Raw genomic sequence first — 14,737 nt, 5'->3', positions numbered from 1 at the left:
TCGGGTGAGGGGGAACGCTTCCGCTTTCGCGCCGCGTTCCCACCCCACCAACCATATTCGGGAGAAGACCCGTCAGTTCATCAACTCTTTTTCCCGCTTGTCATTGGCCTCGGTCCAAATGCCGATTTCCTTGAAGTACTTAATCGCCCCGGGGTGGTAGGGGACCGTATTGCTGGCCTTGGCCAAGCCGTCGGCCGTGTTGCGCCCCAGAACCTTGTACTTTGTCTTCAAATCGTCCCAGTTTTCGTGCAGCAGCTTGATCACCTGATAGGCGTCGTCGTCCGACGCGTCCTTGCCGATCAGAAGGAAGATATCGAAGCCTGTAACCGAGATCTCATTGTTCACACCCACATTGTTCTTGCTCGGCTTGCTGTTGGTGATGTACAGGCCCGGTAACTGGGCGTTGGTGAATTCGGTCGTCGCGTTGGAGCCGGTGACATCGAGCATGACCAGGCCGCCCGGAATGGTCGCATGGAACTTGCGCGCCAAGGGAATCGCCAGCGCTGTTGCCGACGCGTCGATAGAGCCTTCGCTTACCCCCTCGTAGCCGCCCGGAAGACCGGACACGGCGATCGGATCGATGTCTCTCTCCGGATCGATTCCGCCGGCCCTGAGCATGGCCTCATTCGCCGCCTTGAGCGCGGCGTTGGCCTTGAAGTCCGTCACTACCCGTTTGCCCTTCAGGTCGGCGATGGTCTTCATGCCCGATTCCGCCCGGGCAAAATAGGCGTAGGGCAGCGGCCAGGTCATGGCCAGGGCGCGCAGGCCCTTGAGGCCGGGCGTGTTGGCGTAGGCGCCGGATCCTGAGAAGGCCATGCCGCTGTCAAGCGAGGAACTGATCCCCATGGTGACCTCGCCGGATTGCACCAGCGGCAGGTAGACCGACGAGCCGGCATAGGGCTGTGCGGTTGCCTTGATGCCCAATTTATCGGACAGCAGCTTGGAAAAGCCGCCGCCAACGACGTAATAGAGGGTGCCCTGTGGATTGGTCCCAATGGTGACACGCCCGAGTTGGGCCGATGCCTCAGTCGCGGTAACCGTGATCCCCAATACCATTAATACGACCAGGGCCGTTCTGTTGAACTTGCTCATCTCTCATGACTCCTCAATTTGGTGGGTTGGTATTTCGCGGTTCTTAATGTCCGCTTGAAAATAGTCCGGCCTGCCCGGGCAGGCCTATACGGCTTTGCGTACTGTTTCCCTTTCATTTCCGGGATTCATGATGCGGCGGACTTGCGCCGCCTGTTCCTTAAGCGCTTTCAGGACGACGGTGCGGTGGTCGCCCTCCAGGCGGTCCTTCATGACCGCCAGACTCAGTCCGCCAGCCACTTGGTTGCCGACCATAAGTGGGACGCCGAAACCCCGAATGCCGGGAATAAGAGTGCCTTCGGTCTCCGCGTACCCTTGCCGGCGGGCGGTGTCGACAGCGTCGAGGTAGTACCGGCGGCCCGCCTGAGCGAAAACGTCATTTCTTGAGATGTTTTCATCGATAATATAAGCGGCGGTTCGTTCGTCGAGAGCGGAGAGAATAGCGATCGTTCCGGCCATCCTGCCCAGCGGGACCCGGTTGCCCACGTGGGTGGCCAGGTATTGAATCGGATGGCTGCCCGCCTGGCGTTCCATGCACACCCCGTCCAATCCCGCGTGCTGAAACAGGTAGGCCGTGTCTCCGGTCTTTTCCGCGAGTGCCGCGACCGCCGAGCGGGCCACGGAGAGAAAGCGGTTTTTGCCCGCGGCGGTTGCCGAGAGGGCGAGCAACGACAACCCGATCCGGTAGCGGCGGCTCTTCTCATCGTGTTCCACCCAACCCTCGTACACCCAAGCCCGCAGAAAGCGGTGGACCGTGCCGCGGTGAAGGCCGGTCGCCTCAGCGATTTCCGCCCCCCGCGTCCAGCCGTCCTCGTCCTGTGCCTCTGTGATCGCGCGGAGGACCTTCGTGGCCCTGGCGACGCTCTGCATTCGGCTTATTTCTGTCATGTCGATGCGTTCGAGTTTCTGCTTTTACCCGATTAATCGTATCTATATGTCATGCTATGCGCAACATTAAAAGGAGAAAATACCTTGGTATGCAGAGATTACAGATCACGTACAGATATTTGTCACGATATACGCAACAATTTGGCAGTGGACCGTCCCGTTCTGTCAGATGGAAATACCGGTTGAGCAGGAAACAGTCGGAATCGACGCGATCCGCGAATCGGCATCACGGAACAAACCGATATCCGATGGCGAAAGCGGTACAGCGGCATGAGGCTCGATCAGCTGAAGGGACTGAAACGCCTGCGAAAGAAGTTCGAAAAGCTGTGCCGCTATATCAGTCGCCCGCCATTTCGGGAGGCGTCTGTCGCTCACACCAAACGGCAATGTTCGTTACCGGCTGAAAATTGTTTACTGCGGGGGCACGATGCGCATCATCTTCAAGCCACTCCACCAGCGGGCAGGCGGACGGTATCGCATGTGAAATAAAATCAGAACTGGATCCAAGCGGTTTTCAGGTTGGTGAATTTGTCAAGCGCATGAAGCGATCTGTCGTGGCCATTGCCAGATTGTTTCACTCCACCAAGCGGCGACGTGATATCGACCTGGGCGTAGCGGTTGACCTGCACCATGCCGGTTTTGACCGCTCGGATCATCCGGAGTGTGCGGGCCAGGTCCGCAGTCCAGACAGCGCCCGCCAAACCATAACTAGTGCAGTTGGCCAGTTTCACTGCTTCCGCTTCATCGTCAAAAACCATCACCGCCAGAACGGGCCCGAAAACTTCTTCCTGGACGAGGCGGTGATGCGGCGCGACTTGAGCCACGATGGTCGGTTCCATGTAGAAGCCGCCAGTATCCGCCAGGATGCGCTTGCCGCCCAGCAATAGGGTTCCGCCTTCGGCTTGCGCTGTGTCGACGAAGCTTAGATTCTGGGTGAGCTGGCGAGCGCTGTTGATGGCGCCAATGTTGGAGTTGAGATCGAGTGGATCCCCCACTATCAAGCTCTGTGTAACCTGGGCGAGCCGGTCTAAAAACTCGTCATAGATACAGCGTTCCAGCAGAAGTCTGGAACCCGCGACGCAAACCTGGCCGGCATTTTTAAAAATCGCTGCGGCGGCAGCCCGAGCTGCGGTATCAAGGTCGGGCGTGTCGGCGAAGACGATATTCGCGGATTTTCCTCCAAGTTCCAGATAGACACGCTTCAGGTTCGATTTCGCAGCATTTTCCAGGAGCCTGCGGCCGACTCCGCCAGAGCCGGTAAAGGTGATGACATCGATTTCCATGGAGCGGGCCATGGCTTCGCCGACCACCGAACCAGCCCCTGTCACCACATTCAAAACGCCGGCGGGGATACCGGCTTCCAGCGCCAGTTCCCCAATCCGCAGGAGAGTGAGCGACGCCGTTTCCGCGGGCTTCAAGATCACGGTATTACCCGTCGCAAGAGCCGGTCCCAGCTTCCAGGCGCCAATCATGAGCGGGAAGTTCCAGGGTACGATGGCCCCCACCACCCCCACAGGCTCATGGTGAATAAGACCCAGGATACCGTCCGGGGTAGGAGCGATTTCGCCATAGATCTTGTCGATTGCCTCGGCATAGTAGCGGATCGTCGTCACCGCCGACCCGGCCTCGGCGTCGATCGCCGTAGCGATCTCAGTGCCGTTTTCGCGCACGCCCATGACGGTGAGCGACAATGCCTCGGCCTCTATCAGATCCGCCCAGCGATGCATGATCTTCTTACGCTCCTGCGGCGCCATCCGCGACCAGCGTCCATCTTCGAACGCAACGCGCGCAGCAGCGATGGCCCGCTCGGCATCTTCGGCAGCGCCATCGGGAATGGTGGTCAGGACCGTACCGTCGATCGGCGAGATAACCTCGCGTGTCCGCCCCGATAGGGCCTGGCAGATTTCGCCGTCGATGATCATGGCCCTGGGCGGCAGGTTTGCAGCGCGCAAGCGATTGATTTCGTCTTGTTTCAACATGGATTAGTTGTCCGGGTTGCGGCGAATCAGTTTGCCGGGGTTCATAATGCCTTGTGGGTCGAAGAGGGCGCGCAGTTTCTGCATCATCTGGTATTCGACCGCCGACTTTTGCCGGCGCATGCGGTCCATATAGACAGACCCCACACCATGTTCCGCGACGATCGACCCGCCAAAGGACCAGATGAGTGCATCGATTTCCTGCGTATAAATGGCGTTCAATCGATCCATCTCCGGCCCCGCTTCGCCTTTGGGGAAAATGCTGTAATGGATATTGCCGTCGCCTACATGGCCAACCGCATAGGTGATGGCCTCTTTCTGATGTTTCGCGGCGATGGCTTCGGCGGCCCGCAGGAAATCCACAATCCTGGAAACGGGTACCGATACATCCCATTTGACCTGATGCCCCTTAAAATACTGCATCGGAATCATCTGTTCGCGGATTTCCCAGATATTGCGCTCCTGGGCAACGGATTGCGCCATTACCGCATCTTCCAGCATTCCGCCTTTGAAACCCTGTTCGTATATCGCGGTTAGGGTTTCCTCGACCGGAGACGCGCCGGCAAGCCGGATCAGCACATACCAGTCGGCCTTGGTATCCAGCGGGCGATGCAGGTCCGGATAGCGTTCTAAGGCCTTTTCCATACCGATCCCGTTCAACAGCTCGACAGCCACCAGCTTGCCGCCGGCAAGGGATTGGGCGAGGTTCAGATAATCGGTAAGACGGCTTATATCGGCCAATACCGCCATCATCGATTGGGTGAACGGCTGCAGGGGATGGAGCTTGAAGACGAGCTTGGTGATGATGCCCAGCGTTCCCTCCGCACCGATGAAAAGCTGCTTCAGGTCATAGCCGGAATTATCCTTGCGTAAGCTGCGCATGCCGTCCCAGACCTGGCCATCAGGCAGGACGACCTCCATGCCCAAAACCTGTTCGCGTGTAGTACCGTAGCGGAACACGTTCAGACCCCCACCATTGGTGGCGACGGCGCCGCCGATCTGCGCCGTTCCCCGCGCGCCCCAATCAGGAGCAAACAAACGGTCTTGCTCCGCTGCGGCCTCCTGCAAGGCCTGGATAGTACAGCCTGATTCCGCGGTGATCGTGGAGCAGGCCGGATCCACTTCCAAGATATGGTTCATACGAGACAGGTTGAGGATAACGCTGTCGCGCCCTGACTCGGGCACGGTCATTTGGCAGAGATTGGTGTTTCCGCCCTGCGGGATGATCGCGAGATCGTGCTCGGCGCAGATCCTGACGGCGTCAGAGACTTCCTGGGTCGATGCGGGCCGTAAGACGGCAAGGCACGGGGCGGTTCTTCCGGCGATGTCGGTTGTATAACCGGCGGCCTCCGAGCCTGGGATAAGCCCTTTGGGGCCAAGCAAGGATCGCAGCGTTTCGAGGGGAGCGTTCATGGTCGGGCTGCTTCAGCTTCGCATTGGGTTGGCAACAAACGGTCCCGAAGCCTGGCAAAATCACTCAACACCGTCTGGATCATCTTGTTTTTCAGGTCTTGCACCAGGATCCCGGTGACGTGGTTCCTCCCCGGACTCGCCACGCGCCACATCGAGCCGGGTGTGTATCAGGGCGGTGAGCCGAGCCCCAACCTGGCCTGCCGTTCGCGGCAGCTGACCACCGGTGCGTCCACTATGCGGCCGAGCGTCTCCACGCCTGCGTTTTTCACCTGCTCGAGGATGTCGGCCTGGATATCCGCCGTAAGCGACGGGTGGAGCTGAAACCAGCTTGCCTTCCCCGGCGATCGCGGCAATCGCCTTGGGCGTTTCGCACACGGCCATACTCAGGCGGTAAGGGAAGTTTCTCCGGGCGGCCGCAGTAGTAATGGACTTCTCAGACCCGGGCCATATCAACCCCGATATGCCGACCGGCACCGAGCCGAACGGGACATCGAATCTTCGCCCAAAGAGGTTTGGGTCGGTATCAGACTCCAACGTCCCAGCAAGCACCAATGGCGAAAACCGAATCGGGTGGGTCGCGTCCTGGTTTCGAGTGATGAGCATATCAGGTCCGGTGCCGCCGCCGAGACATTTCCCGGCGAAATCTGAAATGCACGACCTTGCCCTTACGGCAAGTTCTAGAGATTGCAATGAACATTGCGGAATCACTCATTGCGCTCACATGCCTCTCACTTTGGGCATGAGGAGGTAATGCCAGGGCGAGGGGAAGTCACTCACCGGAACCTCGATAAGGTTCGGGCCGGGATTGTCGATTGCCCTCGTCAGCTCCGCATGCAACTCATCCGAGGTGGTTGCACGGGCAGCCGTTACCCCACAGCTCCTGGCCAACATGACGAAGTCGGGGCTGGTCAGATCTGACGCGATATAGCGCGAGTCGTATTTATCCCGCTGGATGCCTTTCACGTTGCCGAACGCGTTGTCCTTCATGACAATTACGTTGAGCGGGATGTTGTGATGTGTGGCCGTGGCGAGTTCCGTGATTGTGAACATCGCACCTCCGTCGCCCGCGATGGAAACAACCGGTACATCCGGCCTCGCGTGGGCGGCACCAAGTGCAGCGGCGATGCCCCAGCCAAGCGTACCCTGATAGCCGGTCGACAGGTAGGTGCGTGGCCGATAGCTTGGGAAAGCGAAGCGCGAGACGTAGCCGATCTGGGTGAGCTCGTCGACAAAGATTCCGTCCTCGGGGAGTGCGTCGCGAATAGCCTTCAACCAACCGAGCTGCGGCGCAAACTCCTCAGCGATGACAGCAGCGAAACGGGCCTTTTCCTTGGCGATTTTTGCTTTCCAGCCGGAGCGGTCCGGCTGTGCCCCAAGTGCCGCGTTCAGCGCTGGCAGGGCGGTGGCAAGATCGGCATGGATCCCGAGCGTCGGCGGCGTGATCTTAGTCAGCGTGGTTTCATCCACATCGATGTGCAGGATTTTAAGATCGTCATCGACGCCCCAGTCAAGCTTCTGCGTGGTCAGTCGCGAGCCAAGACCGATAACGAGATCGCATTCGGGCCACAGGGTGTGTCCAATCGGCATGGTGATCGCCAGATCGTCGCGTGAATCCATGACGCCGCGCCCGGTCCGGTAGGCCATGACGCCGGCTCCGATTGCCTCAGCCAGTCTGCGTACCTCTGCGCTGTGGGCTTGCGAGCCGGATCCAACGGCGATCAGGGGGCGTTTGGCTGACGAAATTAGCGCGGCGGCTTGGGTAATCTTTGTGGGATTTGCCTCCGCGGGGGACGGGCGAATGACTGTCAATTTACCCGGGTCATAACTCGTCTCCTTCAGCCACACATCGACCGGGACCTCGAGGCCGACCGGGCGCGGCCGGCCCGATAAAAGCTCGCTCCACGCCGTGTCGAATTTCTGAACCGCATCCGCGCCGCTCACCACACGATCGGAATGTTTTGTCAATGATTTGAGGGTCTCAAGCTGGCCCTCGATTTCATGCAACAGGCCCAGCCCCTTGCCGATGGCACCCGAAGGGATTTGCCCGATCACGCCAAAAACCGGTGCGTTCAGCGCATAGGCCGTGCACAGGGCTGCACAGCCATTCAAGAAGCCGGGCCCGGGCACGATGGAAAAGGCTTGCGGCCTACCCGTCGCCAGTGCCGCGCCCAAGGCCATGTAGGCCGCACCCTGTTCGTGGCGGGTATTGACGGGTCGCAATTCGTTCTGGCGATCAAACAGAGCGTTGAAAAAATGATCGTTTTGCACGCCCGGCACGCAATAGAGGTTCTCGATCCCGTTGGCAATCAGCGACTCGACGGTCAGTTGGGCTATGGTTTGAGGCACAGAGCTTCTCCTATGAGCCTGGTGACGGTATCAGTCATGGTTTTTGTCCGGTTGATCAATTTACGTCTCTTCCTCTTAAGCTGAAGTTCCCTTGTGCCAAAGTTAAGTATCGTTGGCGCCCTCACAGCGGAAAATCAAGAAATCAACGCAGCCTGTTCTTGATTCCTGCCCGCCGAGTAGCGGCATGTAGTCCATGTTGGCCACCAGAATATACTTGCTTAGCCAATCCTCCAGGTAGTTGTTAATCAGTTTCGCCACTTGTGGCGCCTAAATCCGGGATCAATGGGGTCGGGATCGCCGTGGCTGGAGGGTGTCGGGGTTGGCGACGCAGTGACGATCGAAGTGGACGCGGGGAAGGTGGTGGTCGGGTGATGCGGTTTTGCGCCGAGCCGCGAAGAACGCCCAGGTCGATCGCGTCTAAAACACGTTTCGATGCAGAGCTGCGCAGCAGGGTTGTTCGACTCAGGATTGAATTGCAGCAGTCGTTGCTGCAGCTGACAGCCAGCGCCGGATAAATTCAAGCCCCGCATGACGGAGATCGGTCAGAAGCAAACACGTATGAAGTTGTCATTAGGTGGCTGTTTTGCCGCGTCAGCGGAAATTCGTTCCCAATTGGGCGAGTTGATGGGTTTGGTTGGAAGCTGGCCTTCCAGAGATGGCCGTGGATCGAGACTATAGCTGGTTCTGGTCTGGACATGACTCTATGGCTTTCCTGATTGTGCGCGGTTCCCGGTGACGAAGACCACGGTACGACCAAAGTGAATGGCGTTACGAAGCCAGGCGGCTTGACCGCGACCACGGAGCAATCGATCTAATTCAGTATCACCCCCGAGTCGACCGCTCGACACAGGGTCGGCGCCCGCGGGGCGCCCGGCCAGCCCCGGCGGGGTTCCGATACGTGCCTGTCCAGTTTAGGATGTGGAGACAGAGCCGTGTTCACCGAGAGGGATTCATGATGAAAGTGTTGTTCGCAGCAGACGGTTCCGACTTCACAACATCGTCGCTTGAGTTCCTCGCCCGACTGCCGTTTCCAGAGGGAAGCGAGATGTCGGTAGTAACCGTTGTGCCGGATGTTGCGTCTGTCACAGGCGGCCACACTTCACCGGAGAGTGTCGACGTTCAGGAAGCGGTACGGATGGAAGCAGATCGGGCGCTTCAACAGACGGTCGAGCGAGCGTCCAGACTCGGCCTCCCAGTGTCGCAAACCGTGCTGATGGGCAACGCCGCCGGTGAGATCATCGAGCACGGGGTGCGGACAGAGACTGATCTCGCGGTGGTCGGTTCGCACGGACGCGGTGGGTTCAAACGGTTCCTCTTAGGGAGCGTTGCCCTCAAGGTGGTCACATACGCCCCGTTCTCGGTGCTCATCGCCCGGCCGATGGGAGCAATGGATTCCGCCGGCGACGGTCGCTCCGAGACACTTCGAGTACTCGTGGCGACCGATGGCTCGGAGCAATCGAACGCTGCCATTGAGCAGTTCGCCGAGTTGGCCGCCAGACGCTGGTGCACCATCAAGGTGGTGACTGTGATGGAACTTGTTACGGCATTCCGGATGGATATTCGTCAGCGGCTCAATGAATCGTGGAGGCAACGCAAGGCGGGCGCCAAGCAACACCTGAAAGAGACAGCGGAAGCTCTCGATTTGCTCGCCGTTGAAGTTACGACACAGGTCCTCGAGGCTCCCAGCGCGAGTGAAGCGATCCTCGGTGCGGCCGATGAGTTCGGTGCGGATCTGATTCTCGTTGGCGGAACGGGTAAGGGTCGTATCGGAAGGGTGCTGCTGGGAAGCGTTGCGGGCCGGATTGTCAGAGATGCGCGGTGCTCGGTCTGGGTCGGTCGCTGACGCCGGTTCTCAAGGGTTAATGAAATCAATGACTCTGACCCCATTGATCGTGAAACCGGAAACCTCCCGGATAATTATCGCGGCCCGGATTTCACGGTCACGACAGAAAACGGATCGCTCAATCAAGGTGACATCCAGTCCCACTCCTTGGATATCCGTGTTTGCAATAAAGACTTTGTTGATGAGAACCTGAGTTTTCTAAAAGACCATGCAGAAGGCGAAGTCAAAACATTCGCGATCATCGGTAGCGAAAACAAAGAGATTGAGCAGCAAGAGTGTTTGGGGTGAGTGTAAAAACGCCAATGGTTGGCTAGTATACTGCTATGAAATGTGCCCTTATCAAGAAAGATCGGGAAAGGTGACAGATTAATTTTTTTGAAAACAGCAAATAACGAGGAGCAATAGTGGGCGGCGGTGCGGCAAGGAGTCTTTCCAGGGGGCCACAGTACAAGCTGAATGCGGTGTGTCCGTATTACACCATGTTTCCGCTCGAATTCCCGCTGACTATCCTCAAGCAAGCATCTCAAGACACTGTTGTGTTTGATCCATTCTGCGGCAGGGGCACGACAAACTATGCTGCTCAGACTCTTGGGATCGCTTCATATGGCCACGATTCTTCTCCTATAGCGGTTGCCATCGCAAAGGCTAAACTCGCCGTCACAGACCCTACTGAAGTCCTCTCTTTAATGGGGCGCTTGCTTGAGGAAGAACATCGCAGTGCAGTGCCTCAAGGCGAGTTTTGGGAATGGGCGTTTCACCCAGAAACCTTGCAGGATCTGTGCAAACTTCGTGAGGGGCTGATGGCGCTACCGGAAACCGATGCATCGATCATGCTACGTGCCATTCTGATGGGGTGTCTGCATGGCCCACTAACGAAGGACTTAGGCAACCCCTCTTATTTTTCCAATCAAATGCCGCGCACTTTCGCCTCCAAGCCCGAATACTCGATCAGGTACTGGAAACAGCGAGGGATGAATCCGCGATTTGTCGATGTACGAATCCCGATCAGAAAGAAGGTGGGATTAGTGCTTGGTCACGCTATCGAAGGACATTCCAGCGTCAACAATATCCGATGTGTGGATAGTCGTGATTACGCTGGGTATAGAGATATCCAACAGCCCATTGATTTGGTGATTTCGTCGCCACCTTACTACGGTATGCGCACCTATGTTCAGGATCAATGGCTCCGTCATTGGTTAATTGGTGGCCCTGAAACTATTGCCTACGAAGCCACTGGGCAAGTCGATCACCTCTCCCCAAAGGGCTTTGCTGAATCGTTATCAGTCGTCTGGGACAATATTTATAATAAAGCCTCCGATGATGTTCGCATGGTTATCCGCTTTGGCGGCTTGGCGTCACGCAAAGCAGACTACGACCAGATTTTTCGTAACTCCATAGAGCAATCAGCTGGTGATTGGTATATCTACTATAGTCGCAATGCAGGAAATGCATCTAGAGGGAGAAGACAAGCCGATGTGATGGGCAGTAGAACAAAAACAACTGCCATCGAAGAAAAGGACTATTTCATTAGGTTACGTGCGCAATGATTGACCCAGAGAGCCACAAGAAACTCAGTGAAGAGATTTCAAGACGAATAATGGAGGACCGCGGCCTTCTGGACGACATTCGATATGAAGTCCGCCCGCTTCGAGACCAAGTTCGTCGTATCCAGCCGAGGACGGCCACCTCGATTTCCCTCGTTGGTACTGACGGGGGTAACAACAAGATTGAATACGACCCGTTCCTGATTCAGCTCATTCGGGTCGTTGACTCCAGTAACAACGAATACTGCCTCGAAGCCGTTTCGACCTCTTCAAAAATTCGGGAGTTGAATACCCGGCACCTTGACGGCGGTAAAGCCATTTCAGCTCTCGGTGAGCTGATGGATTTTCTGGGCGTGGATAGCCTTCACAAGCTTAGTCCAATGATCAAGCTGAACGAAGGCAAGGACATTGCTAACCCGAGTTGGGTTCAGGTGTATCGTGAGATCATCGAGTGGGCAATTCTCTTCAAGATCATCCGTACAAAAGAGTTCGGCTCTGACACATTGGTCGTCTTCGATGGCTTACTGCGGAGCAAAATATTTTCTGGCGAGTATTTCCGACGCTTACTCAGTGGTATTGAAGAGGCCATTGAGGAGCACAGGAAAAAAACTCGCCGTCGCATCTATCTTGTGGGACTCGCGAAACACAGCAAGGTGCTCTCCCGTTACAGGCTCGCCATGCAACTCGAGAGCGTCATGAACTCGCCATACCCCTGCTATGTCGAGATTCCGAGGGACATCGAGGGCAAAGCCTACGCATGGCAAGAGTACGCACGCGGCGACGACATGAACTTCGACGGCCAAGAGGTTAACAAATTCGTCGGTGGGAAGATGTTCTTCGTGAAGTTCGGGAAGAGTTCACACGACTCGGTATGGCCAGTAGACATCTTCGTTCCCCAGGTGAAAGAAGCCCACGCGACGATGGGATACCTACTGGCAGATGCGGAAAACGGTTTTCCCGTGCCTTTTTATCCGCTCTGCCTGCAAAGGGCGCACGAGAATGCGGCTCTGGTTGATTTTGACTTCGACGTACTACAAGACGAGATTTTTGATGGCATCCGTAAGCTGCTCGGAGAGAACAGCAAAGTATTGGATATTGCTCGGTTCCAGGATGCTGATCCTGCGCAACGCCGGTATTAATGGAGAAAAAAATAGTGGCGGCATTCAAACTCTTTCCCCGACATCAAATCATCGGTGTATTCAGAGGGTTCTCGGAAGGCGGCTTAGAGTTCCATGCCGACTTGGTTCTGCCATACCGGTCTGATTTTCAGAGCATCCCAATGCATGGGCAATTCCTTCTTGTGCAGCTTGAATCCGACGATGAGGCGGTCCTTGGCAGAATCACCTCGCTCTCATCAGCAGGCAAGCTTTCCAGTGGTGTTGGAGAGGAATTCAACGTCCGAGCCATGCAGGAGGAGCGCCCTGTCCCAGAGGATCTGAGAGAAAAATACTTAAAGTACAAGGTCGACATTCGCGTACTCGGGGTCCTTCGCCAAAACGAAACGGCGCTGCACTTCCTGCCCTCACACCGCCGACTTCCCCACGTGGGTAGCCCGGTAGCCTTTCTGGATGATGAAGTCCTCAGAGAGATCGTCGGACACAACCAGCAGGCAGAGCCTATCGGCCACTTTGCATTGGGCGAGTATGTCTACTGCGGTGATAGCCCCTATGCTTCGGTGGAGCCTGGGATGCAGATAAAAGAACCCGAGGTGATGGTTAAATTCCCGATCCATCATCTCGTCTCTCGTCGTTCTTTTATCTTTGCCCGAGCAGGCTTCGGAAAATCAAACCTCAACAAACTGCTGTTTTCGGAGCTTTATAGAGAGACGCCTACTGTTGAGAAACGCAAGGGTGTTCAAGTGCCTGTTGGCACACTGCTGTTCGATCCCGATGGTGAATACTTCTGGCCAGACGATAAAGGACGCCCTGGTCTGTGCGATGTTCCTCACCTGGAAGACGAACTGGTTGTCTTCACGAACCGCCACAACTCAAGTGCGTTCTATCAGTCGTTTGTTGCGGGCGGAATCCGCTTGGATATTCGACGCTTGCGCCCAGGCGATGTGATCTCAATTGCGATAAGCCCAGAGAAGCAAGATCAGCAGAACGTTGTAAAGTTACGCGGTCTCCCTATGGATGGCTGGTCCAGACTGGTCGACCTGATCTACCGCGATGGGAATCGTGCTGACGAGAATGAGATCGCCGCGATTATACATGTTCAAGAAGGGTCTGTAGAGGCAATCGCTGCCCGAAGTCACATGACCAACATTGTGCGTATGCTGCATGACCCAAGCAGCACCCTGTTAGACAAGCTTTTGGATTCACTGAGCGCTGGAAAGCTCTGCGTGATTGACGTGTCGCAAATGCGCGGGAATCAGGGGCTGATTCTCAGTGGCATCCTCCTTCGGAAAATATTCGACCACAACCAAGAACAGTTCACGGATGCCAACCCGAAAACTATTCCAACGATAGCTGTTGTGGAAGAGGCTCAAAGCGTTTTGAATGAACGCGCATCGGGTTCCGGCCCCTATATTGAATGGGTGAAGGAGGGGCGAAAATACGATCTTGGAGCGGTGCTCATTACCCAACAACCCGGAAGCATTCCTAACGAGATTTTGAGTCAGGGCGACAACTGGTTCGTGTTCCACCTGCTGTCTGCCAGTGATCTTCAAAATATTAAGAGCGCCAACGCGCACTTCAGTTCAGACATCTTGAGCGGTCTGCTGAACGAGCCAATCCCTGGTCAAGGTGTGTTCTGGAGTTCAGCCACCAAGAAGCCCTACCCGGTTGGTGTACGAGTACTCTCGTTCGAGAACAAATTCTCGATGATTGACCATGACTACAACATGCCTGCTGGGAATACTTTTGCCTCTGGAATCAAGAAAACCCATGACGTAGTACCCGATCCAGAAACAGGTGAGATTGACCCACTGAAGGTTTTTCACATGCGAGCTGTTGAGCGGCTGCAAAACGATCAGTCAATCAGAGAAAAACTCAAATCAGACGGGATGCCGTGGGGTGCCATGAATAAAATTGTTGAAGAGTGTATCCCCGAAGGAATCACACAAGATGCCAGTGACTTGGCCTATAGAGAGGTTAAACATGCCATGGATGAGGCTTTTGGCCCCCAAGGGCAGTATTGGGAGACTTTCAAAAACGAGGGGACTGGCAAGACATGGATACGTTTGATTTGAACTTTATTACTCACAAATGAAGTGGCGGAGAAGGTGACAGACTAAGGCATCTCTGATTAAGTCCCAAAGTTTGCGACAATACACGCATTATTTGGAACCGGTAGAAAACGATGAAGCAGCAAACGTTTGCCGCGGGGGAATTTGAGCAATTTCGAAAACCAACCCGGCGAGAGAAATTTCTCTCGGAGATGGATGCTGTGGTTCCATGGGATCAGCTTTGTGAGCTCATCGAACCCCACTACCCCAAAGCGGGAAACGGGCGCCCACCCATTGAACTGGAACGGATGTTGCGCATCTACTTCCTCCAACACTGGTTCAACCTGTCGGATCCAGGCGCCGAGGAAGCGTTGTATGAATCTCGCTCCATGTGTCTTTTCGCCGGCATTGACCTTGGGCGTGAGCCGGTTCCCGACGAGACGACGATTCTCAATTTTCGTCATCTGCTGGA

At 56.1% G+C, this 14,737-nt stretch carries 11 protein-coding genes and 1 pseudogene; 5 read left to right on the top strand and 7 right to left on the bottom strand.

Features of this window, described 5'->3' with window-relative positions:
- Positions 1-72: 72 nt before the first annotated feature.
- The 7 genes and pseudogenes from DWQ09_02135 to DWQ09_02105 all read right to left on the bottom strand — a co-directional run bounded on the left by DWQ09_02135 (position 73) and on the right by DWQ09_02105 (position 7,712).
- Positions 73-1,092, bottom strand: a complete 1,020-nt coding sequence (locus tag DWQ09_02135) for a hypothetical protein (GenBank protein KAA3629950.1) — start codon at positions 1,090-1,092, stop codon at positions 73-75.
- Between the two features lie 84 nt (positions 1,093-1,176).
- Entirely contained in the window at positions 1,177-1,977 is an 801-nt protein-coding gene (locus tag DWQ09_02130) for an IclR family transcriptional regulator (GenBank protein KAA3629949.1), read from the bottom strand.
- A 491-nt stretch (positions 1,978-2,468) separates the two neighbouring features.
- The gene (locus tag DWQ09_02125; protein ID KAA3629948.1) at positions 2,469-3,956 is read right to left on the bottom strand and encodes an aldehyde dehydrogenase family protein; all 1,488 of its coding nucleotides are present in this window, start codon (positions 3,954-3,956) and stop codon (positions 2,469-2,471) included.
- 3 nt (positions 3,957-3,959) lie between these two features.
- Positions 3,960-5,366, bottom strand: a complete 1,407-nt coding sequence (locus DWQ09_02120; protein ID KAA3629947.1) for an FAD-binding oxidoreductase — start codon at positions 5,364-5,366, stop codon at positions 3,960-3,962.
- A 167-nt stretch (positions 5,367-5,533) separates the two neighbouring features.
- On the bottom strand, positions 5,534-5,719 hold the full coding sequence (locus DWQ09_02115; GenBank protein KAA3629946.1) for a hypothetical protein: 186 nt from the start codon (positions 5,717-5,719) through the stop codon (positions 5,534-5,536).
- Positions 5,703-6,074 (bottom strand): annotated as a pseudogene (locus DWQ09_02110) (alpha-hydroxy-acid oxidizing protein). The gene DWQ09_02115 and the pseudogene DWQ09_02110 overlap by 17 nt, the downstream one beginning before the upstream one ends.
- A gap of 9 nt (positions 6,075-6,083) precedes the next feature.
- Positions 6,084-7,712 carry a TPP-binding protein gene (locus tag DWQ09_02105; GenBank protein KAA3629945.1) on the bottom strand — a complete coding sequence of 543 codons (1,629 nt, stop codon included), beginning with the start codon at positions 7,710-7,712 and terminating at the stop codon, positions 6,084-6,086.
- 916 nt (positions 7,713-8,628) lie between these two features.
- Here DWQ09_02105 and DWQ09_02100 point away from each other — a divergent pair.
- From DWQ09_02100 to DWQ09_02080, 5 genes are all read left to right on the top strand, one after another.
- Positions 8,629-9,555: a universal stress protein gene (locus DWQ09_02100; GenBank protein KAA3629944.1), complete on the top strand. Its 927-nt coding sequence runs from the start codon at positions 8,629-8,631 to the stop codon at positions 9,553-9,555.
- A gap of 404 nt (positions 9,556-9,959) precedes the next feature.
- Entirely contained in the window at positions 9,960-11,102 is a 1,143-nt protein-coding gene (locus DWQ09_02095) for a hypothetical protein (protein ID KAA3629943.1), read from the top strand.
- Positions 11,099-12,238 (top strand): hypothetical protein, encoded by a 1,140-nt coding sequence (locus DWQ09_02090; GenBank protein ID KAA3629942.1) that lies wholly within the window; start codon positions 11,099-11,101, stop codon positions 12,236-12,238. Before DWQ09_02095 ends, DWQ09_02090 begins: the two co-directional genes overlap by 4 nt.
- Positions 12,239-12,252: 14 nt before the next feature.
- Entirely contained in the window at positions 12,253-14,289 is a 2,037-nt protein-coding gene (locus DWQ09_02085; GenBank protein KAA3629995.1) for a DUF87 domain-containing protein, read from the top strand.
- A gap of 110 nt (positions 14,290-14,399) precedes the next feature.
- Positions 14,400-14,737: transposase (locus tag DWQ09_02080; GenBank protein ID KAA3629994.1), on the top strand; the 338-nt coding region annotated here is incomplete at its 3' end.

Source organism: Pseudomonadota bacterium, assembly GCA_008501635.1.
Taxonomy (GTDB): Bacteria; Pseudomonadota; Gammaproteobacteria; order QQUJ01; family QQUJ01; genus QQUJ01.
Note: the sequence above shows the minus strand (reverse complement) of the source record. Positions and strands in the feature narration are given on the sequence as shown.

Excerpts from the sequence above, each read along its gene's own strand:
- DWQ09_02100 (KAA3629944.1), top strand. The coding sequence starts at position 8,629 with ATGTGGAGACAGAGCCGTGTTCACCGAGAGGGATTCATGATGAAAGTG.
- DWQ09_02090 (KAA3629942.1), top strand. The coding sequence starts at position 11,099 with ATGATTGACCCAGAGAGCCACAAGAAACTCAGTGAAGAGATTTCAAGA.
- DWQ09_02135 (KAA3629950.1), bottom strand. The coding sequence starts at position 1,092 with ATGAGCAAGTTCAACAGAACGGCCCTGGTCGTATTAATGGTATTGGGG.
- DWQ09_02125 (KAA3629948.1), bottom strand. The coding sequence starts at position 3,956 with ATGTTGAAACAAGACGAAATCAATCGCTTGCGCGCTGCAAACCTGCCG.
- DWQ09_02130 (KAA3629949.1), bottom strand. The coding sequence starts at position 1,977 with ATGACAGAAATAAGCCGAATGCAGAGCGTCGCCAGGGCCACGAAGGTC.
- DWQ09_02120 (KAA3629947.1), bottom strand. The coding sequence starts at position 5,366 with ATGAACGCTCCCCTCGAAACGCTGCGATCCTTGCTTGGCCCCAAAGGG.